Genomic DNA, 25,410 nt, shown 5'->3' on the forward strand with positions numbered 1-25,410 from the left:
GATGACGCAGCGATTGCCTCTCATCGTCTTCGCCCTCGTGATGGCGCTGATCCCGCTGGTGCCGGGCATCCCGCCATTCTGGATCGTGCTGCTCGACAATATCGGCCTTGCTGCGCTGGTGGCGATGGGGTTGGTGCTGCTCACCGGCGTCGGCGGCCTCACCTCGTTCGGGCAGGCGGCGTTCTGCGGCTTCGGCGCCTACACCACGGCGGTGCTGACCACCGCCTATGGCGTCTCGCCATGGCTGACGCTGCCGCTCTCGCTGCTGGTCAGTGGCATCGCCGCGGTGCTGCTCGGCATCGTCACGGTGCGGCTGTCCGGCCACTATCTGCCGCTCGGCACCATCGCCTGGGGCATCGGCCTGTTCTATCTCTTCAGCAAGCTCGAATTCCTCGGCCGCAATGACGGCATCTCCGGCATTCCGCCCCTTGCGATCGGCTCCTACAAGATGCTGAGCCCTGGCGCGATCTACTGCGCGATCTGGATTGCGGTCTTGATATCCGCCCTGCTGACGATGAACCTGCTCGATTCCCGTACCGGCCGCGCCATCCGTGCGCTGCGCCGCGGCCATATTGCGGCTGAGGCGTTTGGCGTGCACACGCCGCGCGCCAAACTCCTGGTGTTTATCTACGCCGCGGTGCTGGCGGGGCTGTCGGGCTGGCTCTATGCCCATTTCCAGCGAGCGGCGAATCCGACGCCATTCGGTCCGCAGGCCGGCATCGAATATCTCTTCATCGCCGTCGTCGGCGGTGCCGGCTATGTCTGGGGCGCGGTGCTCGGCGCCGGCATCGTCGTGATCCTGAAGGAAGTGCTGCAGAGCTATCTGCCTTACATCTTCGGCGGCCAGAGCCAGCTCGAGACCATCGTGTTCGGCATCCTCCTGGTGATGCTGCTGCAGCTCGCGCCATCCGGCGTCTGGCCATGGCTGATGGCGTGGCTGCCGTTGAAGGCGGCCCGCAAGAGGCCGGACACTTCGCTGACGCTGCCGGCCCGCGAGCGCGCACCGACGACATCTGCTGCGCTCCTGCAGCTCGACAGGGCGCGCAAGCAGTTCGGCGGCGTCACTGCGGTCAACGACGTTAGCTTCGACGTCAAGGCCCGCGAGATCGTAGCGTTGATAGGCCCGAACGGCGCCGGCAAAAGCACCACCTTCAACCTGATCACGGGCGTGCTGACCGCAACCGGCGGCAAGATTGCCGTGCTCGGCAAGGACGTCGAGGACGCGCCGCCGCAGGAGGTGGTGAAGCTCGGCGTCGCCCGCACCTTCCAGCACGTCAAGCTGGTGCCCGATATGACCGTGCTGGAGAATGTCGCGATCGGCGCGCATCTGCGAGGACATTCCGGCGCGGTTGCGAGCATGTTCCGGCTCGATCGCGCCGATGAGGCGAAGCTGCTTGCGGAAGCGGCACGGCAGATCGAGCGTGTCGGGCTCACCGACCAGATCGACCAGCTCGCGGGCTCGCTCTCGCTCGGCCAGCAGCGCATCGTCGAGATCGCCCGGGCGCTCTGCGTCGACCCGATGCTGCTCCTGCTCGACGAGCCTGCCGCCGGGCTGCGGCATATGGAGAAGCAGCGGCTCGCGGCGCTGCTGCGGCAATTGCGCGACGGCGGCATGTCGGTGCTGCTGGTCGAGCACGACATGGGCTTTGTCATGGACCTCGCTGACCGCATCGTCGTGCTCGATTTCGGCACCAAGATTGCGGAAGGTACGCCCGACGCGATCAAGAAGAACCCCGAGGTCATCAAGGCCTATCTCGGAGCGGCGGCATGAGCGCATTGCTATCGGTCGCCGAGGTGCATATCGCCTACGGCAAGGTCGAGGCGGTCCGCGGCGTCTCGCTGGAGGTTGGTACGAACGAGATCGTCACCATCATCGGCGCCAACGGGGCCGGCAAGACCACGTTGCTCAACGCCGTCATGGGCATCCTGCCGCTGCAGGGCCGCACCGTGTTCGCGAGTGAGGACATGGCCACGCTCGATATCGAGGACCGCGTCGCGGCGGGCCTGAGCCTCGTGCCGGAGCACCGCGAATTGTTCGCGACCATGAATGTCGAGGACAATCTGCAGCTCGGCGCGTTTCGGATTCCGAAGGCGACCGCGGCAAATTCCTTCGAGCGCGTCTACAGCCTGTTTCCGCGCCTGAAGGAGCGGCGCAAACAGCTCGCCGGCACGCTGTCCGGCGGCGAGCAGCAAATGCTGGCGATGGGGCGGGCGCTGATGGGGGCGCCGAAACTGCTGATGCTGGACGAGCCGAGCCTCGGGCTGGCGCCAATCATCGTCGCCGACATCTTTCGCACCATCGGCGAGCTGCGCGCGGCCGGCGTGTCGGTGCTGCTGGTCGAGCAGAACGCCCAGGCTGCGCTGCAGATCGCCGACCGCGCCTATGTGATGGAGCTCGGCGAATTCGTACTCAGCGGAGCCGCCAGGGACATCGCCAGCAACCAGCGCGTCGCGGCGAGCTATCTCGGCTTCCAGCATGAAGGCGGGAGCGCGGTTTGACCCGCGCTCCCGCCGGGTCTCGTCACATCGCCGGAACGTATTTCCCGTCCTTCACCGTGAGCAGGATTCGCGAACGGTCGTCGAGGCCGTAACGGTCCTTTTCAGTCCAGTTGTAGACGCCCTGCGTGGCGACGATTTCCTTCTCGCTGATCAGCGCCTGGCGGATACCTTCGCGGAATTCCGCGGTACCCGGCTTGCCGGCCTTCAGCGCCACCGGAATGACGCGCTTCAACACTTCGAAGGCGTCATAGGAGTGGCCGGCAAACTGGCTGCGGCTGTTGGCGCCATATTTGGCCTCGTAGGCGGTGTTGAGCGCCAGCCCCGGCTTCTTGGTCAGCGCGCTGTCCGGCTGGCTCTCCGGCGACATCACCGGGCCCGATGCCATGATGACGCCCTCGGCCGCGGCGCCGGCGATGCGGATGAAATCCATGCTGGCGGCGCCGTGGGTCTGGTAGATCAGGCCCTTGTAGCCGCGCTCGCGCAAGGTGGTCTGCGGCAGCGCCGCCGCCGTGCCGGAGGCGCCGACCAGGATCGCATCCGGATTGGCCGCGACGAGCTTCAGCACCTGGCCTGCGACCGAGGTATCGGGCCGCGCAAAGCGCTCTTCGTCGATCATGGTCAGGCCCATCGGCACCGCCTGGGCCTTGAAATCGTTGACCCAGAGATCGCCGTAGGAATCGGAATAGCCGATATAGCCGACGGTCTTGATGCCGTGCGCCTTCATGTGCTCGTACAGGACCTTGCCCATGATCGGGATCGACTGCGGCATGTCGACCGACCATTTCGCGCGCGCCTCGTTGATCGGAAACGGCGCCAGTCCGAAATGCGGAATGCCGGCCTCGTTGGCGACCGTGGAGACCGCGATCGACGGCGGGGTAGTGGAGGAGCCCATGATGATGTCGGCCTTCGATTCCGTGACGAAGCGCCGGGCATTGGTGGTGGCCGCGGTCGGATCGCCGCCATCATCCAGCACGATCACCTTCAGCGGCACGCCGCCGATTTCCTTCGGCACGAAATCGAGCGAATTGCGTTCGGGGATGCCGAGCGCCGCGGCAGGGCCGGTGGTCGAGATCGAGATGCCGATGACGATCTCGTTACTCTGCGCCAGGGCCGGCGAGCCCGGCAGTGCCAGCGCCGCAGCCAGCACGGCAGCGGCGAGATAAGCCTTCCTCATTCATTCCTCCCTTGAAATTATTCTTGGCGGTGTAAGCAACATCGCGGGCCGATCCAGCCCCTTCTTTAGATCAATATGGCGGCGGCCCTCAAATCAGTCCTTCATGAAGCGGTCGATGATCTCCTGCGGAAACGGCGCCGATTTCAATTTTGAGGGGTCGTTCGGATCACGGCCGACGAGGACGCGGGTCTCGAAAGCTTCGATCGCCAGCGCCTCGCCCTTGAACACCTTGTGTGTCACTTCGAAACTGGAACGCTTGATGCTTTCCACCCTCGTTTCAATTGTAATCCAGTCGCCATGGGTCGACGGGATGTAGAACTTCGCCCGCGTGTCGACCATGGGAATGCCGACGAGCCCGTAGATGCGGACGAGGTCCTGTTTCGAGAAACCGGCCGCTTCGAACATGATCGAGGTTGAATCGTCGAACATCGCGAAATAGCGCGGATAGTAGACGATGTTGGCGGGGTCGCAATCGCCCCACTGGATCTGCACATCGCGGCGGTGCACGAACATGAATCAATCAACCTCAGCGCGGCGCCATGCGGAGCGCGGCATCGAGCCGCACCACCTCGCCGTTGAGGTAGGGGTTATCGATCATGTGCAGTGCGAGTGAAGCGAACTCGTCAGCGTCGCCGAGCCGGTGCGGGAACGGGATCGAGGCGGCGAGCGAGTCCTGGGCTTCCTGCGGCAGACCCGCGAGCAGTGGGGTCAGGAACAGGCCGGGCGCGATCGCCAGCACACGGATGCCGAACTGCGCGAGCTCGCGCGCGATCGGCAGCGTCATGCCGACGATGCCGCCCTTGGAAGCCGAATAGGCGGCCTGGCCGATCTGGCCGTCATAGGCGGCAATGGATGCGGTCGAGATCACGACACCGCGCTCGCCGGTCGACAGCGGTTCGAGCTTCGTCATCGCCGCGGTCGCCAGCCGCAGCATGTTGAAGGAGCCGAGCAGGTTGACCTTGATCACCTTGTCGAAATCGCCAAGCGGCATCGGACCGTCGCGCCCGATCACGCGTTTTGCCACGCCGATGCCGGCACAATTGACCAGGATGCGTGCCGGGCCGTGTGCTTTCGCGGCCTGCGCGACCGCGGCTTCGGCGGAGGCGGCATCCGACACGTCGCAGATCGCGGCAACGCCGCCAATCTCGGCCGCGACGCTTTCGGCAAGCTTTGCGTTGACGTCGCACACCGCAACCTTGGCGCCCTGCGCGGCGAGCCGGCGCGCGGTGGCGGCGCCCAGTCCCGATGCGCCGCCGGTGACGATAGCGGCCTGATCCTTCAACTGCATGGTCCACTCCTTCGACAGTTCAGCTCAATGTGATGACGTGCGGCGGCGGCATTTCGGCATAAAGCGCCTCGATCAGCGCTGCGCGATGCTCCAGCACCGCGCGCTGGTTGATCGAGCCCTTGTCGGTAACCTCGCCGCGGTCGATCGAGAGCGGCGCATCGAGCAGGATCGCGCGGGTGATCCGGGTCGACGATCCGGTCGCGCCGGCGAGGAAGCGGGCGAAGCGCTCGCGGAAGGCGGCGCGGACGAGGGTATCGGCCGCCGCCGCCGCGATATCGTTGGCTGACAGCGCCGGGTTGATGATGCGGCAACCGTCGAGATCCAGGATCACGATCGCGGAAATCTCGTCGCGGTTGATGCCGGCAATGACGACGTCGCGCACCAGCGGCGCGCAGGCGGCGATGAAGCGCGCGCGGAGCGGGCCGACACTGACCCAGGTGCCGCTGGCGAGCTTGAAATCCTCGGCGATACGGCCATCGAAATCGAAACCTGCATCGAGATTGTCGGGATCGGCCGGCTTCAGCGCGTCACCGAATTTGTAGAAACCCTCTTCGTCGAAGGCAGCGGCGGTCAATTCCGGCTGGCGCCAATAGCCCGGCGTGACGTTCGGTCCCCTGGCGCGTACTTCGAGCTTGCCGTTGTTCGGCAACAGCTTGGCTTCGTTGCCTGCTACGGGAAGGCCGACATGGCCGGAACGGCTGGTGTCGGGCCGCACCGACATGAAGAACGGCGCGGTCTCGGTGGCACCGAGTCCCGTCAGCATCGGTACGCGAGAGCCGGTCTCGCGCACCGCAAGCTCGTCGAGGCTGTTCCAGACATAGGGCGACAGCGCCGCGCCGGAGAAGAACATCGCGTGCAGCCGGCCAAAGAATTTCGCGCGCAGGCCGGCATCGTCGCGCAGATAGGGCAGCAGCGATTCATAGCCCTTGGGCACGTTGAAATAGACCGTCGGCGAAATCTCGCGGAGATTCTTCACGGTGTCCTCGATGCCGCCGGGCATCGGCTTGCCTTCATCGAGATACATCGAGCCGCCGTTGAACAAGGTCAGCCCGATATTGTGGTTGCCGCCAAAGGTGTGATTCCAGGGCAGCCAGTCGACGATGACAGGCGGCTCGTCCTTCAGGAACGCCAGCGTCTCGCGCAGCATCACCTGGTTGGCGCAAAGCATGCGCTGGGTGTTGATCACAGCCTTGGGACTGCCGGTCGAGCCGGAGGTCAGCAGGAATTTCGCGATCGTATCCGGCGCGATGGCCTCATGCGTGGCGTCGAGAAGCGGATGCTCCGGCGTTGCCAGCAGTTCGGAAAGTCTTGTCGCGACCCGGCCGGGAAGGTTGCCGCGCGTGGCGACGATCTCGGTCTGTTGTGGAACATTCGCGGACAGCGCTTCGGCGAATTTGTCGGCGTCATCGGCAAAGACCAGGCCGGGCGTCAGCAGCTTGATGACAAAACCGAGCTTGCCGAAATCGCGCGACACCAGCGAATAGGCTGGCGAGACCGGGCAGAACGGCACGCCGGCATAGAGCGCGCCGAACGCGAGCAGTGCGTGGTCGATCGAATTGCCGGAGAGGATGACAACAGGCTTTTCCGCCGACAGCCCGCGTGCGATCAGCGCGGAGGCGATGTGCCTCGCGGCATCGAGCAGTTGCGCGTAGGTGACCTCGCGCCAGGCGCCGCCTGCTGCCCGCTCCGCCATGAAGACGCGGTTGGGTTCGATCTCCGCCCAATGATGCAGCCGATCGGTGATCCGCTGCGGATAGTCGAGGAGCTTGCTGCGCGGCCGAAGATAGATCGTGCCGTCGTCGCGCCGCTCGATCGTGACCTCGGGATTGCCGAACGATATCGCGCGCAGCGGATGCGCGGCGGCATCTTTGACTGGCGCTGACATGTCGGCCCTCGCGCTCATCTCAGGTCGGCTTCACTTTTGCAGTCTTGTGCTCGAGGAATTCGCGGATCCGGCGCTTGGCCTCCTTGTCGCTCTGCGCCACCGTCGCCATCAGCGATTCCATGAGCAGCCCGGTCTGCGGGTTGGCTTCTGCGATCATCGGCAGCGCCTGCAGCACGGCGAAGTTCGTCAGCGGCGCATTCCTGGCGATGCGTCCGGCGAGCTCGATCGCCTTCGGCAGTGCGCCGTCTGCGTCGCTCAGATATTGTGCGAAGCCGTAGGCCGCGCCTTCGGTCGCGGAATAGACCCTTCCGGTCAGCATCATGTCGATCATGCGGGGCACGCCGATCAGGCGCGGCAGCCGCACCGATCCTCCGCCGCCGACAAAGATGCCGCGCTGGCCTTCCGGTAGCGCGAAATAGGCTGAAGGTTCGGCGACGCGGATATGCGCGGCGCAGGCAAGCTCGAGCCCGCCGCCGATCACCGCGCCCTTCAGCGCGGCGATCACGGGCACGCGGCTATACTGGATGCGGTCGAACACCCGGTGCCACATCTGCGAATGCACGAGCCCCTCGGTCGCGTCGCGCTCGGAGAGTTCGGAGAGATCAAGGCCGGAGGAGAAATGGTCGCCGACACCGTGGATGACAATGGCGCCGACGCCATCAGGAATGTCGGAAAAGCAGTCCTGGATTGCCAGCATGATGCCGTCGTTCAGCGCATTGCGCTTGGCCGGCCGGTTGAGACCCACGGTCAGGACCGCGCCGTTGTTCTCGATCTTCAGCAGCGCCGCGCGATCCTCGGTCGCGGCGGAGGCGGGGTTGCCCATGGCCTTTTTGTTTCCTTCCCAGAATAGTTATACCTTATAACGATCGCCGGCGGAGTCAATATGATGCGAGATCCCCGTCGGAGGGGTAGAGCGCAGCGAAACCCATCGCGATGGAGCAAGCGGCGCGATGATGGGGTTCGCTGCGCTCTACGCATCCTACTGTCGTCCTGGCGAAGGGGAGGTTCTGATTCGAATGTCAAACAGCTTTCCGCGGTCATCGTCCGGCTTGACCGGACGATCCAGTATTCCAGAGGCGGCGGTGCTTGAGCCGAGAGGCCGCCGGGTACTGGATGCCCGCCTTCGCGGGCATGACGGTGGAGTGTGGTGAGACAGGAGTTCGCGTTCTCGCGGCGCATTGCGTCCGAGGTTTGCATCTCGTTTCACCCTCTCATCGAAGTGAGGGCGCAGGGAAAGCCGGGTGCCGGTTGCACCCGTGGGCCCCGTGCAACAAAAAGCACGGGGGTAGGGCCACAGGTCAACCGAAGCAACTCCGGCTTTCCCTGCGCAGTGGTTTACGGCTTATTTCGCGCTCTTCCCGGTGACCGGGCTTTTTTGCCACCGTCGCCCGCAGATCATCTCCGCGAACTTAGCGCCAGCGTCGGGGCGCCAGAACCACACGACTTCGCCGTCCGTGATGCGCGCGCTCGTCAGTCACGCCCATCACGTCCACCGCATCTCACCGCAACGTTCGTGACGATCGCGAGCCGCCCCTCATTCGGGTGAGACGCGCGGATTAATAGTGCTGATTTGCCCGACGACGGAAGCGGAATGTTTTTCGCGGTAGGGCTGGACGGCGCAAATCACGTTGATTGGATTAGGGAAAATCGCGCGAATGATACGATGCCGTCATGCCCGGGCTTGTCCCGGGCATCCACGTCCTTTGCCTTCGTGGAGGGGAGAGACGTGGATGGCCGGGTCAAGCCCGGCCATGACGGAGGAGAGGGTTGCGCAATGCGTCCCGCCGTCATTCCGGGGCGTCCGAAGGACGAGCCCGGAATCCATTTCTCCGCTTGCGCATGTGGCCCGATGGATTCCGGGCTCGCGCTGCGCGCGCCCTGGAATGACGGCGGAGGGAGGTAGGGGGCTGCGGTACTAACCCGCGCCGACGGCTTTCTTGCGCCAGGCGAGGTGGACGGCGCAGGTGCAGCCGGGTGGGTGCGAGGTGACGTCGTTGGCGGGAGTGACGGCGGGCGCAGGCGTCGGCTGCTTCGCTTCCTGGGAAGGGATGTAGTTCAGCACGGGCGCCAGCCAGCGCTCCACTTCCGCGACCGTCATGTCCTTGCGCCTGGCGTAGTCCTCGACCTGGTCGCGCTCGATCTTGCCGACGCCGAAATAGAAGCTTTCGGGATGGCTGAAATAGAGGCCGGAGACCGACGAGCCTGGCCACATCGCAAAGCTCTCCGTCAGCGTCACGCCGGCGGTGTTCTCGGCGTCGAGCAGCGCAAACAGCGTCGCCTTCTCGGTGTGGTCGGGCTGCGCGGGATAGCCGGGCGCCGGGCGGATGCCCTGGTATTTCTCCAGGATCAACTCGTCCGAGGAGAACGCCTCGTCGGGCGCGTAGCCCCAGAACTCCTTGCGCACGCGCTGGTGCATGCGCTCGGCAAAGGCTTCGGCGAGGCGGTCGGCCAGCGCCTTGCACAGGATCGAGGAGTAATCGTCATTGGCATTCTTGAAGCGGTCGGCGACGGCGTCCTCGCCGATGCCTGCGGTGACGACGAAGCCGCCGATATAGTCGGGCACGCCTGAGGATGCTGGCGCGATGAAATCCGACAGCGCGGCGTTGAAGCGGCCCTCGCGCTTCTCGAGCTGCTGGCGCAGCGTGTGGAAGGTCGCGATCTTCTTCTTGCGCGTCTCGTCGGCATAGACGGCAATGTCGTCGCCCTCCGCATTGGCCGGCCAGAAACCGATGGTGGCGCGGGCCTTGAACCACTTCTCCGCGATGATGCGCTCGAGCATCTTCTGCGCATCGTCGTAGAGCGAGCGTGCGACGTCGCCGATCTTGGGATCGTCGAGGATCGCCGGGAAGCGTCCGGTCAGTTCCCAGGTCTGGAAGAACGGCGTCCAGTCGATGTATTTTGCCAGTTCCGCCAGATCGTAGGCGTCAAAGCTCCTCAGGCCGAAGAAGGTCGGCTTCTTCGGCGGCGCCTTGGCGAAATCGATTCTGACGCCATTGGCGCGGGCGTCCGCGAGCTTCAGCCGTTTCTTGTCCGCTTGCGCGCGGAAGTGCGCCGCGGAGATTTTTGCGTATTCGGCGCGGATATCGGCGGCATAGGCCACGCGCTTCTCGGGCGAGAGCAGCGAGGAGGCGACGCCGACGGCACGGCTGGCGTCGTTGACATGCACCACCGGCCCGCCCGGATAGTTCGGGTCGATCTTCACGGCCGTATGGACGCGGCTGGTGGTGGCGCCGCCGATCAGGAGCGGCAGGTTCAGGCCCTCGCGCTCCAGCTCGCCGGCGAGAAAGCTCATCTCGTCGAGCGAGGGGGTGATCAGGCCGGAGAGGCCGATGATATCGGCGCCTTCGGCCTTCGCCGTCTCGATGATTTTTGCCGCCGGCACCATCACGCCGAGGTCGATGACCTCGAAATTATTACATTGCAGCACGATGCCGACGATGTTCTTGCCGATGTCGTGGACGTCGCCCTTCACGGTCGCGAGCACGATCTTGCCGGCGGCGTTGCGGCCGTCGCCGGTTACGCCATTGGCGAGATTGCGCGCCTTTTCCTCTTCCATGAACGGCATCAGATAGGCGACCGCCTGCTTCATCACGCGCGCCGACTTCACCACCTGCGGCAGGAACATCTTGCCGTCGCCGAAGAGGTCGCCGATGACGTTCATGCCGGCCATCAACGGACCCTCGATGACGTCGAGCGGACGCTGCGACGCCTGCCGCGCCTGCTCGGTATCCTCTTCGATGAATTCGGTGATGCCGTGCACCAGCGCGTGGCTGAGCCGCTTCTCGACCGGCCATTCGCGCCAGGCGAGATCGGCCTCCTTGCTCTGCTTCTCCTTGCCGCGGAATTTCTCGGCGAGCGCCAGCAGCCGTTCGGAGGCGCCGGGATCGCGATTGAGGATGACATCCTCACACACCTGCCGCAGTTCGGGATCGATGTCGTCATAGACGATCATCTGCCCGGCATTGACGATGCCCATGTCCATGCCGGCCTTGATGGCATGGTAGAGGAACACGGAGTGCATGGCCTCGCGCACCGGCTCGTTGCCGCGGAACGAGAACGAAAGATTGGAGACGCCGCCGGAAATATGCGCGCCGGGCAGGTTCTGGCGGATCCAGCGCGCGGCCTCGATGAAGTCGACGCCGTAATTGTTGTGTTCCTCGATGCCGGTCGCGATCGCGAAGATGTTGGGATCGAAGATGATGTCTTCCGGTGGGAAGTCGAGCCGGTTGACCAGGATGTCGTAGGCGCGCTTGCAGATCTCGGTCTTACGCGCAAACGTGTCGGCCTGTCCGGTCTCGTCGAACGCCATCACCACGACGGCCGCGCCGTGGCGCTTGGCGATCCTGGCCTCGTGGATGAATTTCTCCTCTCCTTCCTTCATCGAGATCGAGTTCACCACCGGCTTGCCCTGGATGCATTTCAGCCCGGCCTCGATCACGGCGAATTTCGAGGAATCGACCATGACAGGCACGCGGGCGATGTCAGGTTCGGCGGCGACGAGGTTAAGGAACGTCACCATTGCCTTCTCCGAATCCAGAAGGCCCTCGTCCATGTTGACGTCGATGATCTGCGCGCCGTTCTCGACCTGGTCGCGCGCAACCTGCAGCGCTGCCGTGTAATCGCCCGCGGTGATCAATTTGCGGAAGCGCGCCGATCCCGTGACATTGGTGCGCTCGCCGATATTCACAAAAGGAATCGCGTCGGTCAGCGCGAACGGCTCCAGGCCTGACAGCCGCAGGCGTGGCTCGATCTCAGGCACGATGCGCGGCTTGTGCGGTGCGACAGCCGCGGCGATCGCGGCGATATGGTCTGGCGTGGTGCCGCAGCAGCCGCCGACGATGTTGACGAGGCCGGCTGCCGCGAACTCGCCGATCAGCCGCGCCATATAGTCCGGCGTCTCATCGTATTGGCCGAACTCATTGGGCAGGCCGGCATTCGGGTAAGCGCAGACGAGGGTGTCGGCGACGCGGCCGATGTCGGCGATGTGACTGCGCAGGTCCTCCGCGCCGAGCGCGCAGTTGAAGCCGATCGTGATCGGCTTGGCGTGGCGCACCGAATTCCAGAACGCCTCCGGCAACTGGCCCGAGAGCAGGCGGCCGGACTTGTCGGTGATGGTGCCCGAGATCATCACGGGCACGTCGATGCCGCGTTCTTCCGTGATCTCGGAGATCGCATAAAGCGCGGCCTTGGCATTCAGCGTGTCGAAGATGGTTTCGACCAATAGCAGGTCGGCGCCGCCGTCGAGCAGGCCGTTGATCTGCTCGCCATAGGCCTTGCGCAGATCGTCGAACGTGACCGCGCGATAGCCGGGATTGGAGACGTCGGGCGAGATCGAGGCGGTGCGGTTGGTCGGACCCAGCGCGCCCGCGACAAACCGCGGCCTGCCATCTTCGGCACTCACCTTCTCGGCAGCGGCGCGCGCAAGCCTGGCGCCCTCGCGGTTGAGCTCATAGGCGAGATCCGACATGTCGTAGTCGGCCTGCGCGATCGAGGTCGAGGAGAAGGTGTTGGTCGCGACGATGTCGGCGCCGGCGCGCAGGTAAGCGGCGTGGATCTCCTCGATCGCCTTCGGCTGGGTCAGGATCAGGACGTCATTGTTGCCCCTGATGTCGCGGTGGAAATCCTTGAAGCGTTCGCCGCGGAAGGCGGCTTCATCGAATTGAAGGCCCTGGATCATCGTGCCCATGGCGCCATCGAGCACGAGGATGCGCTCGCGCGCGGCGGCGATCAGGGCGGTACGCTTCGGAGAAACAGGCACGGTCATTTTACTCAGGCAGCTTTCTTGGCGCCGTTCGGACGGATGCCGAGCAGATGGCTGATCGCGAACACGAGGTCGGCGCGGTTCATGGTGTAGAAGTGGAAGGTGTCGACGCCGTGCTTTGCGAGCTTCTGCACCTGGCCGGCAGCAACCGTGGCCGCCACCAGTTTGCGGGTCTCGGGGTCGTCATCGAGGCCCTCGAATTTCGCGGCGAACCAGTCCGGCACCGTGGTGCCGGCGCGGGTGACGAAATTGCGGGCCTGCTTGAAATTGTGCATCGGCATGATGCCCGGCACGATCGGGATTTCGATGCCGCGCGCCCGCACGCGATCGAGGTAGCGGAAGTAGAGATCGTTGTCGAAAAACACCTGGGTGATGGCGCGCGTGGCGCCGGCGTCGACCTTGGCCTTCAGCGTGTCGATATCGACGTCGAAATTCGGGCTCTCCGGATGTTTCTCCGGATAGGCCGAGACCGAAATCTCGATGTCGGGATGACGCTTCTTGATGCCGGCGACGAGCTCAGGCGAACTCTGGTAGCCGTCCGGATGCGTGAAATAAGGCGTGCCGATGCCATTGGGCGGGTCGCCGCGCAGCGCCACGATGTGGCGGACGCCGACCTCATGATAACGGTCGACGATCTCGTCGATCTCTCCGCACGCGGCGCCGACGCAGGTCAGATGCGCCGCCGGCAACAGCGCGGTCTCTTTCAAGATGCGGGCGATGGTTGAATGGGTGCGCTCGCGGGTCGAGCCTCCGGCGCCATAGGTCACGGAGACGAAGGTCGGCGACAGCGGGGCCAGGCGGTTGATGGTGTCCCAAAGATTGCGCTCCATGTCTTCGGTCTTCGGCGGGAAGAACTCGAAAGAAATGGCGGGAGTCCTGAGCGGCGGGGCGGCAACCTCGGTCATGGCTCTCACAAGCTCCACGGGACAATCGACGCCAAGCGCGGCAGTCGAGACGGTAAGATAGGGCAAAGCGGGCTGGTCAAACAGCCCATCAGGAATGGGAATTTGCCCACTTTAGGCAAATATCCTGGATAGCCATGGCAACGTTAATGCGAGGTGGGCTAGCAGCATAATATTCGATCTAGTCCCAAAATCCCAGGAAAATAAAGGCTGTTGGTGCGATTCTCGAGTTAAGTCGGCTCTCTCCTTTCATGTGGGCAGAGAAGAATTGTTGTGGATTAATGACATTTTGTCCCACTAGCATCTGAATGCCCGACATATGGGCTCAGAAGCGTCGCGGAGCTGATCTGCACCGGGACGGGCTTTGTGGTTTCAATTGATCACCCTAGCTTAGCGCGATGATCCCGCTTTCCGTTCTGGACCTTTCGGTCGTCACCACAGCCACAAAGCCCGCCACAGCGCTGCGCAACAGCATCGATCTGGCGCGCCATGTCGATGGGCTCGGCTATGTCAGATACTGGCTTGCCGAGCACCACAACCTCGCTTCGGTCGCGAGCCCCGCGCCGGACCTGATGATCGGGCAGATCGCTGCTGTCACCAAGCACATCCGCGTCGGCTCCGGCGGCGTGATGCTGCCGAATCACGCGCCGCTGGTGGTCGCGGAGCGCTTCAAGATGCTGGAGGCGCTGTTCCCCGGCCGCATCGATCTCGGCCTCGGGCGCGCGCCCGGCACCGACGGGGCCACCGCTTACGCACTGCGGAGCCGGCTCGACCGCCGCGAGGGCGATGATTTCCTGGAGCGGCTGCACGAATTGACGCTGTGGGAGACGCGCGATTTTCCGCCCGGCCATCCCTTCAACAATGTGGTGGCGATGCCCGATGATTCGCCGCTGCCGCCGATCTGGCTGCTCGGCTCCAGCGGCTATTCGTCCGAGCTCGCGGCGCAGGTCGGCATGGGCTTTTCCTTCGCGCATCATTTCGCAACCCATGGCGCGGTCGATGCGATGACGAATTATCGGGCGCATTTCAAGCCGTCAAGCTGGCGCCAGACGCCGTATGCGATCCTGGCGGTCGCGGCGGTGGCGGCCGAGACCGATGAGGAAGCGGAGAAGCTGGCGCTGTCGATGGATCTCAACCGGCTGCGCCGCGATCGCGGCCAATATCTGCCGCTGCCGAGCGTGGAGGAGGCGCTGGCCTATCCGTATACCGACGCTGAGCGCGCTTCGATCGCCCGCAACCGTTCGCGCTTCTTCGTCGGCAGTCCGGCGACGGTGATGGAAAAACTGCAGCCGCTGATCGCGGCAACCGAGGCGGATGAGCTGATGATCATCACCGCGGTGTATGATCATGAGGCGCGGAAAAAGTCGTACAGCCTGCTGGCGGATGCGTTCGGACTTGCGAAGAAAGCGGCGGCGTAAGCTGACACGCCGTCATTCCGGGGCACGCGAAGCGTGAACCCGGAATCTCGAGATTCCGGGTTCGATGCTGGGCATCGCCCCGGAATGACGCGGGACGCTCAATCCGCCTTTTCGCTGAAGGTCGCGCGGAAGGGGTGGGCGGGATAGACGCCCACGATGCGGAATTCGCGGGAGAAGAATTTCAGCTCCTCCAGTGCGAAGGCGAGGCCACGGTCGTAAGGGTGGCCGTCGACGTCGGCGTAAAATTGCGTGGCGAAGAAATTGCCGTCGACCATGTAGCTTTCGAGCTTGGTCATGTTGACGCCGTTGGTGGCGAAACCGCCGAGCGCCTTGTAGAGCGCGGCCGGCAAATTGCGCACCCGGAAAACAAACGTGGTGACCAGCGGGCCCGAGCCCTGCTCGGCCCATTTCGCCTCGCGCGCCAGCACCACGAAGCGGGTGGTGTTGTGGGCCTCGTCCTCGATGTCCTCGGAGAGGATGTCGAGGCCGTAGATGTCGGCGGCAAGGCGCGAGGCGATGGCGGCGACGCTCTTGTCGCCGCGTTCGGAAATGTCGCGCGCACTGCCTGCGGTGTCGGCGGCGACGATCGGCTTGATGCCGAGCTTGCGGATGATGCGCCGGCACTGGCCGAGCGCGTGCACATGGCTCTCCACGCTCTTGATGTCCGACAGCTTCGCGCCCTTCACTGCCATCAACTGATGCCGGACCGGCAGGAACCATTCGCCGACGATGAACAGGCCCGAGGCCGGCAGCAGATGGTGGATGTCGGCGACCCGGCCCGCGACCGAGTTCTCGATCGGGATCATGCCGAGATCGGCCTCGCCCGAGGAAATCGCCGACAGCGCGTCCTCGAAGGTCGCGCACGGCATCGGCTCGGCGTCGGGATAGGCCTCGACGATCGCGATGTGGGAATTGGCTCCGGGCTCACCCTGGAAGGCGATTTTCAGCTTCTTGGTCATGGTGTGTTCCTGGCGGCCTTTTAGCAGCGGTTCAGCTTTTTGCCAGTATGCGCCGGGCGGTTTCGAGGTCGGCCGGGGTGTCGACGCCGCGCGGCACGGCCCCAACGATGGTGACGTCGATCCGCATCCCGGCCTCCAGCGCGCGGAGCTGCTCCAGCTTCTCCTGCTGTTCCAGCGGAGAGGGCGGCAGCCGCACGAAGCGCTCCAGCGCGGCGCGGCGATAGGCGTAGAGGCCGATATGGTGGTAGCGCGGGCCGTCGCCGAACGGCGCGGTGGCGCGGGTGAAATAGAGCGCGCGCAGCCGCTGCGACGTGATCGGCGAGCCGACCGCCTTCACCACGTTTGGATTGAGGCTTTCCTCCTCGGTGTGGATCTCCGAGGCCAAAGTGGCGATATCGACTGCGGGATCGTCGAGCGGCGGCAGCACGGCGCGGATCGTGTCCGGCGTGATGGTGGGGAAATCGCCCTGCAGGTTGACCACGATCTCGGCCTTGCGGTGCGGGTCGAGCGTGGTTGCGGCCTCGAAGATGCGGTCGGAGCCGGAGGGGTGATCGGGGCGGGTCATCACCGCCTTGCCGCCGGCTGCTGTGACCGCCGCTGCGATCTCCGCCGCGTCGGTTGCGACCGCAACGTTCCCGATATCGGCCTCGATCGCCCGCCGCAGCACGTGGACGACCATCGGCTCGCCGGCAATGTCGAGGAGCGGCTTGCCCGGCAGCCTCGTGGCCGCCATGCGGGCGGGAATCAGCACCAAAATCCGCGGGTCAGCCATCGTTCAGAAGCCCTGCCGGCGGCAGGAATCAGGGTGGGGATGGGGCAAAGTCGGCGCGTTTATACGGGTTGCCAGAGCGCAGGCAAACCGATATCTCAACCTTGCTCGGGGTGCGGCGCGAATGGGCTGATTCCGAGGCTCACCCCCGCGGCCGTTCGGCCCGCCTGAAGTCGACATTTTAGGCCTGGAGCCTGATCCGAAATGGACTCCTTCGAACTCAACAAGATTCTCGGTGCGATCCTCGCCACCTGCCTCATTGTCCTGGTGACGAGCTTTGCCGCGCAGGCGGTGTTCACCCCGAAGCCGCTGGACAAGCCCGGTTTCGAGATCGCCGTGAAAGAAGTGAGCAAGGGCGGGCCCGCTGAAGCCGCCGCACCGTCCGAGCCGATCGAGAAACTGCTGCAGACTGCGTCGGTGGAAAAGGGCTCCGCGGCCGCCAAGAAGTGCGCGGCCTGCCACACCTTCGAGAAGGGCGGTCCGAACCGCGTCGGCCCGAATCTCTTCGGCATCGTCGGTGAGCCGCGCGGCGAAGGACGCGGGTTCAACTTCTCGGCCGCGATGAAGGCCAAGGGTGGCACCTGGACCTTCGACGATCTCAACAAGTTCCTCGCCAACCCCAAGGGTTTCATCCCGGGCACCGCGATGGGCTTTGCCGGTATTCCGAAGGACAGCGAACGCGCAGACGTGATCGCCTACCTGAACTCGCTGTCGGATCATCCGCAGCCGCTGCCGACCGCGCAGAAATAGCATTTCCTTCATGGATTCAATCGGAACGGCCAGGCATCGCCTGGCCGTTTCCGTATGGATCGCCTGCTTGTCAGCGGGACGTTTCGCCGCACGTGTGAAGGGTCCCGGGCTTCCAAGATGAGGAAAAAGCAACATAATCGGCCGAAACCTTGCCCTATATTACGCACTTAGTGCGTTACCCCGGTTCACGACAGGAAGCTCCCTTTGGCCATTACCCGACGACACCTCTTGCAGACCGGCGCGGTGGCCGCGCTCACCCCGGTGCTCGGGCTTATCCCGGGCGCAGCATCGATCTCTCCCGCGCTTGCCGATAGCGGGCCCGATGGATTGACCTGGCGCCACGCGCTGTCGCTGTTCGGCGACGTCAAATATCCGGCCGGCTTCCAACGTTTCGACTACGTCAATCCCGATGCGCCGAAGGGCGGCATCGCGCGGACCATCTCGCTCGGTACCTTCGACAACTTCAACGTCGCGGTGATGGGCGTGAAGGGCTCGATCGCGCAGGCCGCGACGGCGATCTACGAGACATTGATGTCGGCTTCGCAGGACGAGGTCTCGACCGAATATGGCCTGCTCGCCGAGAGCGCGGCCCACCCCGACGATTTCAGTTGGGTGATCTACCGGCTGCGCAAGGAGGCGCGCTGGCACGACGGCAAGCCGGTGACGCCGGAGGACGTGATCTTCTCGATGGAGACGCTCAAGAAGCAAAGCCCGTTCTACGGAGCCTATTACCGGCACGTGGTCAAGGCCGAGAAGAGCGGCGAGCGGGACGTCAAATTCAGTTTCGATGTGCCCGGCAATCGCGAATTGCCGCACATCGTCGGCCAACTGCTGGTGCTGCCCAAGCATTATTGGGAGGGCACCGACGACCAGGGCCGCAAGCGCGATATCTCGGCGACCACGCTGGAAAAGCCGCTCGGCTCGGGTCCGTACCGGATCGCCGACTTCGTCGCCGGTCGTTCAGTCCGGCTCGAACGGGTGAAGGATTACTGGGGCGCCAATCTTCCAGTGCGGATCGGCCAGAACAATTTCGACGAGCTGCGTTCCGAATATTTCCGTGACAACAACGTCGCGCTCGAGGCCTTCAAGGCCGACCAGGCCGACTGGATCATCGAGAACTCGGCGAAACAGTGGGCGACCGCTTATGATTTCCCGGCCGTGACCGACAAGCGCGTGGTCAAGGAGGAGTTTCCGATCAACGATCTCGGCCGCATGCAGGGCTTTGTGCTCAACCTGCGGCGCGAGCAGTTCAAGGACGCCCGCCTCCGGCGCGCGTTCAACTTCGCTTTCGATTTCGAGGAGATGAACAAGCAGCTCTTCTATAACCAGTACAAGCGCATCGACAGCTATTTCTACGGCACGGAGTTGGCTTCTTCGGGCCTGCCGGAGGGAGAGGAACTCGAAATCCTGCAGACCGTGCGCGACAAGGTGCCTCCGGAGGTTTTCACGACGCCTTACACCAATCCGGTCGGCGGCAATCCCGAAGCGGTGCGCGCCAATCTGCGCGAGGCCATGAAGCTGCTGAAGGAGGCCGGTTTCGAGGTGCGCGAGCGCAAGCTGGTCGATCCCACGGGCAAGCCGGTGACGGTGGAGATCCTGGTGCAGGATCCTTCTTCCGAGCGGATCGCGCTGTTCTTCAAGCCGTCGCTGGAGCGGATCGGCGTCACCACCTCGATCCGCGTCGTCGACGACGTGCAGTACGAGAACCGGATCCGCAGTTTCGATTACGACGTCATCACCGACGTCTGGGGCCAGTCGCTCTCGCCCGGCAACGAGCAGCGTGAATTCTGGGGCTCGCAAGCCGCCGATCAGCAGGGGTCGAAGAACACGATCGGCATCAAGAATCCTGCGGTGGATGCGCTGATCGACAGGGTGATCTTCGCCAAGGACCGCGCCGGCCTCGTTGCCGCGACCAAGGCACTCGATCGCGTGCTGTTGTGGAATTTCTACGTGGTGCCGCAGTTCAGCTATCCCTACGCGCGCTACGCGCGCTGGGATCGCTTTGGCCATGCCGAGCTGCCGAAATATGCGCGTTCGGGTCTGCCGACGCTGTGGTGGTACGACGCTGACAAGGCGAACCGGATCGCGAAACGATCTTGAAGGATATCTCCCGCATGGCGCTATTCACCCGTCGGCACGCGCTCGGCCTCGGTATCGGTGCGCTCTGCGCGACGCGGCTTGGTCCGGCAGCCGCCGACAACGGCGTCGAGATGCACGGCATGTCGGCGTTCGGCGATCTGAAATATCCCGCCGACTTCCACCATTTCGACTATGTCAACGTGAACGCGCCGAAGGGCGGCATGTTCTCGCTGATTCCTTCCGTCCGCGCCTATAACCAGTCCTACTTCACGTTCAATTCGCTCAACGCCTACGTCCTCAAAGGCGAGGGCGCGCAGGGCATGGACATGACGTTCACGGCGCTGATGGCGCGCGCCGGTGACGAGCCCGATGCGATGTATGGGCTGGCGGCGAAGTCGGTGCGGATTTCGCCCGACAAGCTCACCTACGCTTTCACGATCCGCCCCGAGGCGCGGTTTCACGATGGCTCGAAGCTGACGGCGCAGGACGTCGCCTTCTCGCTCAACATCCTGAAGGAGAAGGGGCATCCGCTGATCATCGTGCAGCTCCGCGATTTCGTCAAAGCCGAGGCGCTCGACGATGCCACCGTCGTCGTCAGCTTCGCGCCGAACCGTGCGCGCGACGTGCCGCTTTATGTCGCGAGCCTGCCGATCTTCTCGAAGGCCTATTACGCCAACCGTCCGTTCGAGGAATCGACGCTCGATACGCCGCTCGGCTCGGGGCCGTACAAGGTCGGCCGCTTCGAGGTCAACCGCTTCATCGAATATGATCGCGTGAAGGACTGGTGGGCGGCTGATCTTCCGGTGTGCCGCGGCAGCTACAATTTCGACACCGTGCGCTACGAATTCTATCGCGATCGCGACGTTGCCTTCGAGGGCTTCACCGGCAGGAACTATCTCTACCGCGAGGAGCTCACTGCGCGTATCTGGGCGACGCGCTATGATTTCCCCGCGATCAAGGAAGGCCGCGTCAAGCGCGAGCTGTTGCCGGACGAGACGCCATCGGGCGCGCAGGGCTGGTTCATCAACCTGCGCCGCGACAAGTTCAAGGACCCGCGCGTGCGCGAGGCGCTGATCTATGCCTTCGATTTCGAGTGGACCAACAAGACCATCATGTATGGCGCCTATGCGCGCACCCATTCGCCGTTCCAGAATTCGGACATGATGGTGTCAGGCCCGCCATCGCCGGAAGAGCTGGTGCTGCTCGAACCGTTCCGTGGGCAGGTGCCGGACGAGGTGTTCGGCAAACCCTTCGTGCCGCCGGTGTCCGACGGCTCGGGGCAGGACCGGTCGCTGCTGCGCAAGGCGGCGCAACTGCTGAGCGATGCCGGCTGCGTCGTCAAGGACGGCAAGCGGCTGCTGCCGAACGGCGAGCCGTTCACGATCGAATTCCTCAACGACGAAGCCTCGATCCAGCCCCATCACGGGCCCTACATCAAGAACCTCGCCACGCTCGGCATCGAGGCCACGTTCCGGCTGATCGACGCCGTACAGTATCGCGCGCGGCTGGAGGATTTCGACTTCGACATGACGATCCAGCGCTTCTCGATGTCGGCGACGCCGGGCGACAGCATGCGTGCGTTCTTTTCGTCGCAATCCGCCACCACCAAGGGTTCGTATAATCTCGCCGGCATTTCCAGCCCGGTGGTCGATGCGCTGATCGAGAAGATCATCGCCGCCGAGACCAGGGCGGAACTGACCACTGCCTGCCGTGCCTTTGATCGCGTGTTCCGCGCTGGGCGCTATTGGGTGCCGCAATGGTACGCCAACACGCATCGCGTGGCCTACTGGGACGTCTTCGCCCACCCGCCGAAACCGGCGCGCTACGCACAAGGGGTGGGAGCACCGGACAATTGGTGGGCCGATCCGGCCAAGGCCGGCAACGCCGAACAGGCGAAGTAAGATATGACTGCCTATATCGCCCGCCGCATTCTGTTGATGGTGCCGACGCTGCTCGGCATCCTTTTCGTCTCCTTCGTGGTCGTGCAGTTTGCGCCGGGCGGCCCGGTCGAGCGCGTGCTGGCGCAGCTCTCCGGCGCCGATACCGGCGGCAGCTCGCGAGTTTCGGGCTCCTCCGGCGGCGACTTTGCCGCGCGCGCGCCGGGCGGCGTCTCGGGCGATGCCGTCAACTCGAAATACCGCGGCGCCCAGGGTCTCGATCCCGCCTTCATCAAGAATCTTGAAAAGCAGTTCGGGTTCGACAAGCCGGCGCCCGAGCGTTTCCTGCTGATGGTGTGGAACTTCGCCCGCTTCGATTTCGGCAAGAGCTATTTCCGTGATGTCAGCGTGATCCAGTTGATCAAGGAGAAATTGCCGGTCTCGATGTCGCTCGGCATCTGGATGACGCTGCTGACCTACCTGATCTCGATCCCGCTCGGCATCCGCAAAGCCGTGCAGGACGGTTCGCGGTTCGACACCTGGACCTCGGCGGTGATCATCGTCGGGTTTGCGATTCCCGGCTTCCTGTTCGCGATCCTGCTCATCATCCTGTTTGCCGGCGGCTCGTTCTTCAACTGGTTCCCGTTGCGCGGCCTGACCTCGGATGGCTGGTCGCAATTCCCCTGGTACTGGAAGATCATCGACTATTTCTGGCACATCACGCTGCCCTTGATCTCGATGGCGCTCGGGGCGTTTGCGACCATGACGCTGCTCACCAAGAACTCGTTCCTGGACGAGATCCGCAAGCAATATGTCATGACCGCGCGCGCCAAGGGCTGCAGCGAGACGCAGGTGCTGTACGGCCACATCTTCCGCAATGCGATGCTGATCGTGATCGCCGGCTTCCCGAGCGCGTTCATCCACGCCTTCTTCTCCGGCTCGCTGCTGATCGAGACCATCTTCTCGCTCGACGGGCTCGGCCTGCTCGGTTTCGAGAGCGTGCTGAACCGCGACTATCCTGTCGTGTTCGGCACGTTGTTCATCTTTTCGCTGGTCGGCTTGGTCGTGAACCTGATCTCCGATCTCGCTTACATGTGGATCGATCCACGGATCGATTTCGAGGCGAGGGAAGTCTGATGACGATGCTCGCGCCCCAGCCGGTCGAAACCACCGCGCAATCGCCGCTCGGCGAAGCCGTGCCTGCGACGCGGCATGCTTTCGAGCCGTCGCCGCTCAACAAGCGCCGCTGGCAGAATTTCAAAGCTAACCGCCGGGGCTACTGGTCGTTCTGGATCTTCCTGGTGCTGTTCGTGGTCTCGCTGTTCGCCAATTTCATCGCGAACGATCGTCCGCTGATGATCCGGTATGACGGCCGGCTCTATTGGCCGGTGCTCTTCAACTATGCGGAGACCACGTTCGGCGGCGACTTCGAGACCACGGCTGACTATCGCGATCCTTATCTGCAGAAGCAGATCGCGGGCAAGGGCGGCAGCATCATCTGGCCCCCGATCCGCTATTCCTACGACACCCACAATCTCGACCTGCCGACACCGGCGCCGTCGAAGCCGACCTGGCTTTTGACCGAAGAGCAGTGCAAGGAGGTGGTCGAGAGGAAGCACCTCAGCGGCTGCCGCGATCTCGAATACAACTGGCTCGGCACCGACGACCAGGGCCGCGACGTGCTCGCGCGCCTGATCTATGGCTTCCGGATCTCGGTGCTGTTCGGCCTCACACTGACCATCCTGTCCTCGATCATCGGCGTCGCCGCCGGCGGCGTGCAGGGTTATTTCGGCGGCTGGATCGATCTCACCTTCCAGCGCCTGATCGAGGTCTGGACCGCGATCCCCTCGCTCTATCTGCTTCTGATCATCTCCGCGGTGTTGCCGCCGGGCTTCTTCATCCTGCTCGGCATCCTCCTGTTGTTCTCCTGGGTGTCGCTGGTCGGCCTGGTGCGCGCGGAATTTTTGCGCGGGCGCAATTTCGAATACATCCAGGCGGCGCGCGCGCTCGGCGTCTCCAATGCCGTGATCATGTTCCGCCACCTGTTGCCGAACGCGATGGTGGCGACCATGACCTTCCTGCCGTTCATCGTCTCGTCCTCGGTGATGACGTTGACCGCGCTGGACTTCCTGGGGTTTGGCCTGCCGCCGGGCTCGCCGTCGCTCGGCGAATTGCTGGCGCAAGGGAAGGCCAATGTGCAGGCGCCGTGGCTCGGCTTCACCGGATTCTTCTCGGTCGCGATCATGCTCTCGCTCCTGATCTTCATCGGCGAGGCCGCGCGCGACGCGTTCGACCCCCGCAAGACGTTCAGGTAGAGGGCAGCATCATGGACGCCATCAACCAGCCGCTGCTCGATGTTCGTGACCTCTCGGTCGCCTTCGGCTCGTCCATCGCGGTCGACCATGTCTCGTTCTCGATCAAGCGCGGCGAATGCGTCGCGCTGGTCGGCGAATCCGGCTCGGGCAAATCCGTCAGCGCGCTGTCGATCCTGAGGCTGTTGCCCTATCCGCCGGCCTCGCACCCGTCCGGCTCGATCCGTTTCAAGGGCCGTGATCTCCTCACCGCATCCGAAAATGAGATGCGCGAGATCAGGGGCAACGACATCTCGATCATTTTCCAGGAGCCGATGACCTCGCTCAATCCGCTCCACACCATCGAGGCCCAGATCGGCGAGATCCTGTCGCTGCATAGCGGCGTGCGCGGCGCGGCGGCGCGGGCGCGCATCATCGAACTGCTGACCCAAGTCGGCATTCCCGAGCCCGAGACGCGGCTGCAGAGTTATCCGCATCAGCTCTCCGGCGGCCAGCGCCAGCGCGTCATGATCGCGATGGCGCTCGCCAACGAGCCGGACCTCCTGATCGCCGACGAGCCGACGACGGCGCTCGACGTCACCGTGCAGGCACAGATCCTGGCGCTGCTGGCCGAAATCCGCACCCGGCTCGGCATGAGCATGCTGTTCATCACCCATGATCTTGGCATCGTCCGCCGCATTGCCGATACCGTCTGTGTCATGAATGGCGGCAAGATCGTCGAGCACGGCCCGGTCGAGCAGGTGTTCACCGCGCCCAAGCATCCCTATACGCGCGATCTCCTCGCCGCGGAGCCGAAGCCAGATCCGGCGCCGCCGCGCCCGGAGGAGCCGGTGGTGATTTCGGCGGATAATCTGAAGGTCTGGTTCCCGATCAAGCGCGGATTGCTGCGGTCGACCGTCGGTCACATCAAGGCGGTCGACGGAGTCAGTATTGCCGTGCGCAAGGGCGAGACGCTCGGCGTGGTCGGCGAATCCGGCTCCGGCAAGACCACGCTCGGGCTCGCGCTGCTGCGGCTGATCTCCTCCGACGGACCGATCGTATTCCTGGGGAGCAACATCCAGGGCCTGCGCTTCAAGCAGATGCGGCCGTTCCGGCGCGACATGCAGATCGTATTCCAGGATCCGTTCGGCGCGCTGAGCCCGCGCATGTCGGTCAGCGATATCGTGGCGGAAGGCTTGAGCGTCCATCAGCAACATCTGTCGGCGGAAGAGCGCGAGGCGCGGGTCATCAAGGCACTGAGGGATGTCGGCCTCAAGCCGGAATGGCGCTTCCGCTATCCGCACGAATTTTCCGGCGGCCAGCGCCAGCGCATCTCGATCGCGCGCGCGGTGGTGCTGGAGCCGAATTTCGTCGTGCTGGACGAGCCGACCAGCGCGCTCGACATGCTGTTCCAGGCGCAGATGGTCGACCTGCTGCGCGAGTTGCAGCGCAAGCGCGACCTCACTTACATGTTCATCTCGCACGATCTGCGCGTGGTGGCTTCACTCGCCAGCCATCTGATCGTGATGAAATCCGGCAAGGTCGAGGAGGAGGGGCCGGCCTCCGAACTGTTCAAGAATCCGAAGAGCGACTACACCCGCGCCCTCTTCGCCGCCGCCTTCCGCCTGGAGACGGCGGATAATGGTGCGGTGGCGACGTAGGTGGCGTCCGTGACCTCATGGTTCGAGACGGCGCTGCGCGCCTCCTCACCATGAGAGTCTGGCAATGCAGGCTGCCGCAACATCCAATCGTCCCGCA

General features: G+C 64.1%; 18 protein-coding genes. 9 read left to right on the forward strand and 9 right to left on the reverse strand.

The genetic code is table 11. From position 1 onward, the window contains the following. Window position 1 precedes the first annotated feature (1 nt). Window positions 2-1,771 carry a branched-chain amino acid ABC transporter ATP-binding protein/permease gene (locus I6F35_RS01465; RefSeq protein WP_225115858.1) on the forward strand — a complete coding sequence of 590 codons (1,770 nt, stop codon included), beginning with the start codon at window positions 2-4 and terminating at the stop codon, window positions 1,769-1,771. Beyond that, the gene (locus I6F35_RS01470; protein WP_225115859.1) at window positions 1,768-2,499 is read left to right on the forward strand and encodes an ABC transporter ATP-binding protein; all 732 of its coding nucleotides are present in this window, start codon (window positions 1,768-1,770) and stop codon (window positions 2,497-2,499) included. The genes I6F35_RS01465 and I6F35_RS01470 overlap by 4 nt, the downstream gene beginning before the upstream one ends. Window positions 2,500-2,521: 22 nt before the next feature. On the opposite strand, the gene I6F35_RS01475 is transcribed toward I6F35_RS01470, so the two are convergent. The 7 genes from I6F35_RS01475 to metF all read right to left on the reverse strand — a co-directional run bounded on the left by I6F35_RS01475 (window position 2,522) and on the right by metF (window position 13,512). After that, window positions 2,522-3,673, reverse strand: coding sequence for an ABC transporter substrate-binding protein (locus tag I6F35_RS01475; RefSeq protein WP_225115860.1), 1,152 nt, complete (start codon window positions 3,671-3,673; stop codon window positions 2,522-2,524). A gap of 93 nt (window positions 3,674-3,766) precedes the next feature. Beyond that, window positions 3,767-4,186, reverse strand: coding sequence for a thioesterase family protein (locus I6F35_RS01480; protein ID WP_225115861.1), 420 nt, complete (start codon window positions 4,184-4,186; stop codon window positions 3,767-3,769). A 13-nt stretch (window positions 4,187-4,199) separates the two neighbouring features. Then, window positions 4,200-4,961: an SDR family NAD(P)-dependent oxidoreductase gene (locus I6F35_RS01485; protein WP_225115862.1), complete on the reverse strand. Its 762-nt coding sequence runs from the start codon at window positions 4,959-4,961 to the stop codon at window positions 4,200-4,202. Between the two features lie 19 nt (window positions 4,962-4,980). Beyond that, complete coding sequence (locus tag I6F35_RS01490) at window positions 4,981-6,864, reverse strand: feruloyl-CoA synthase (RefSeq protein WP_225115863.1); 1,884 nt, start codon at window positions 6,862-6,864, stop codon at window positions 4,981-4,983. Between the two features lies 1 nt (window position 6,865). Continuing rightward, entirely contained in the window at window positions 6,866-7,669 is an 804-nt protein-coding gene (locus tag I6F35_RS01495) for a crotonase/enoyl-CoA hydratase family protein (protein WP_225115864.1), read from the reverse strand. Window positions 7,670-8,761: 1,092 nt separating this feature from the next. Next, the gene (gene metH, locus I6F35_RS01500) at window positions 8,762-12,610 is read right to left on the reverse strand and encodes a methionine synthase (protein WP_225115865.1); all 3,849 of its coding nucleotides are present in this window, start codon (window positions 12,608-12,610) and stop codon (window positions 8,762-8,764) included. Window positions 12,611-12,615: 5 nt separating this feature from the next. Continuing rightward, complete coding sequence (gene metF, locus I6F35_RS01505) at window positions 12,616-13,512, reverse strand: methylenetetrahydrofolate reductase [NAD(P)H] (protein WP_225115866.1); 897 nt, start codon at window positions 13,510-13,512, stop codon at window positions 12,616-12,618. A gap of 395 nt (window positions 13,513-13,907) precedes the next feature. Here metF and I6F35_RS01510 point away from each other — a divergent pair, with 395 nt between their 5' ends. Continuing rightward, on the forward strand, window positions 13,908-14,927 hold the full coding sequence (locus I6F35_RS01510) for an LLM class flavin-dependent oxidoreductase (RefSeq protein WP_225115867.1): 1,020 nt from the start codon (window positions 13,908-13,910) through the stop codon (window positions 14,925-14,927). Window positions 14,928-15,025: 98 nt separating this feature from the next. On the opposite strand, the gene I6F35_RS01515 is transcribed toward I6F35_RS01510, so the two are convergent. Both I6F35_RS01515 and I6F35_RS01520 read right to left on the reverse strand, forming a co-directional pair. After that, window positions 15,026-15,886 (reverse strand): prephenate dehydratase, encoded by an 861-nt coding sequence (locus I6F35_RS01515; RefSeq protein ID WP_225115868.1) that lies wholly within the window; start codon window positions 15,884-15,886, stop codon window positions 15,026-15,028. Window positions 15,887-15,917: 31 nt separating this feature from the next. Then, a complete protein-coding gene (locus tag I6F35_RS01520) occupies window positions 15,918-16,658 on the reverse strand; it encodes a 3-deoxy-manno-octulosonate cytidylyltransferase (RefSeq protein ID WP_225115869.1) in 741 nt (246 codons plus the stop codon). Window positions 16,659-16,859: 201 nt separating this feature from the next. Here I6F35_RS01520 and I6F35_RS01525 point away from each other — a divergent pair, with 201 nt between their 5' ends. The 6 genes from I6F35_RS01525 to I6F35_RS01550 all read left to right on the forward strand — a co-directional run bounded on the left by I6F35_RS01525 (window position 16,860) and on the right by I6F35_RS01550 (window position 25,313). Then, the gene (locus I6F35_RS01525; protein ID WP_225115870.1) at window positions 16,860-17,405 is read left to right on the forward strand and encodes a cytochrome c family protein; all 546 of its coding nucleotides are present in this window, start codon (window positions 16,860-16,862) and stop codon (window positions 17,403-17,405) included. 204 nt (window positions 17,406-17,609) lie between these two features. Further along, window positions 17,610-19,505 (forward strand): extracellular solute-binding protein, encoded by a 1,896-nt coding sequence (locus I6F35_RS01530; protein WP_225115871.1) that lies wholly within the window; start codon window positions 17,610-17,612, stop codon window positions 19,503-19,505. Window positions 19,506-19,519: 14 nt separating this feature from the next. Continuing rightward, on the forward strand, window positions 19,520-21,385 hold the full coding sequence (locus I6F35_RS01535; RefSeq protein WP_225115872.1) for an extracellular solute-binding protein: 1,866 nt from the start codon (window positions 19,520-19,522) through the stop codon (window positions 21,383-21,385). 3 nt (window positions 21,386-21,388) lie between these two features. Then, on the forward strand, window positions 21,389-22,498 hold the full coding sequence (locus I6F35_RS01540; protein ID WP_225115873.1) for a microcin C ABC transporter permease YejB: 1,110 nt from the start codon (window positions 21,389-21,391) through the stop codon (window positions 22,496-22,498). Further along, on the forward strand, window positions 22,498-23,676 hold the full coding sequence (locus I6F35_RS01545; RefSeq protein ID WP_225115874.1) for an ABC transporter permease: 1,179 nt from the start codon (window positions 22,498-22,500) through the stop codon (window positions 23,674-23,676). Before I6F35_RS01540 ends, I6F35_RS01545 begins: the two co-directional genes overlap by 1 nt. Window positions 23,677-23,687: 11 nt before the next feature. Then, a complete protein-coding gene (locus I6F35_RS01550; RefSeq protein WP_225115875.1) occupies window positions 23,688-25,313 on the forward strand; it encodes an ABC transporter ATP-binding protein in 1,626 nt (541 codons plus the stop codon). The last annotated feature ends 97 nt before the right edge of the window (window positions 25,314-25,410 follow it).

The organism is Bradyrhizobium sp. BRP22, assembly GCF_020194175.1.
GTDB lineage: Bacteria > Pseudomonadota > Alphaproteobacteria > Rhizobiales > Xanthobacteraceae > Bradyrhizobium.

Coding starts and splice junctions, on each gene's coding strand:
- I6F35_RS01475 (WP_225115860.1), bottom strand. CDS start 3,673: ATGAGGAAGGCTTATCTCGCCGCTGCCGTGCTGGCTGCGGCGCTGGCA.
- I6F35_RS01520 (WP_225115869.1), bottom strand. CDS start 16,658: ATGGCTGACCCGCGGATTTTGGTGCTGATTCCCGCCCGCATGGCGGCC.
- metH (WP_225115865.1), bottom strand. CDS start 12,610: ATGACCGTGCCTGTTTCTCCGAAGCGTACCGCCCTGATCGCCGCCGCG.
- I6F35_RS01510 (WP_225115867.1), top strand. CDS start 13,908: ATGATCCCGCTTTCCGTTCTGGACCTTTCGGTCGTCACCACAGCCACA.
- I6F35_RS01535 (WP_225115872.1), top strand. CDS start 19,520: ATGGCGCTATTCACCCGTCGGCACGCGCTCGGCCTCGGTATCGGTGCG.
- I6F35_RS01485 (WP_225115862.1), bottom strand. CDS start 4,961: ATGCAGTTGAAGGATCAGGCCGCTATCGTCACCGGCGGCGCATCGGGA.
- I6F35_RS01490 (WP_225115863.1), bottom strand. CDS start 6,864: ATGAGCGCGAGGGCCGACATGTCAGCGCCAGTCAAAGATGCCGCCGCG.
- I6F35_RS01465 (WP_225115858.1), top strand. CDS start 2: ATGACGCAGCGATTGCCTCTCATCGTCTTCGCCCTCGTGATGGCGCTG.
- I6F35_RS01470 (WP_225115859.1), top strand. CDS start 1,768: ATGAGCGCATTGCTATCGGTCGCCGAGGTGCATATCGCCTACGGCAAG.
- I6F35_RS01495 (WP_225115864.1), bottom strand. CDS start 7,669: ATGGGCAACCCCGCCTCCGCCGCGACCGAGGATCGCGCGGCGCTGCTG.
- I6F35_RS01480 (WP_225115861.1), bottom strand. CDS start 4,186: ATGTTCGTGCACCGCCGCGATGTGCAGATCCAGTGGGGCGATTGCGAC.
- metF (WP_225115866.1), bottom strand. CDS start 13,512: ATGACCGAGGTTGCCGCCCCGCCGCTCAGGACTCCCGCCATTTCTTTC.
- I6F35_RS01550 (WP_225115875.1), top strand. CDS start 23,688: ATGGACGCCATCAACCAGCCGCTGCTCGATGTTCGTGACCTCTCGGTC.
- I6F35_RS01525 (WP_225115870.1), top strand. CDS start 16,860: ATGGACTCCTTCGAACTCAACAAGATTCTCGGTGCGATCCTCGCCACC.
- I6F35_RS01515 (WP_225115868.1), bottom strand. CDS start 15,886: ATGACCAAGAAGCTGAAAATCGCCTTCCAGGGTGAGCCCGGAGCCAAT.
- I6F35_RS01540 (WP_225115873.1), top strand. CDS start 21,389: ATGACTGCCTATATCGCCCGCCGCATTCTGTTGATGGTGCCGACGCTG.
- I6F35_RS01545 (WP_225115874.1), top strand. CDS start 22,498: ATGACGATGCTCGCGCCCCAGCCGGTCGAAACCACCGCGCAATCGCCG.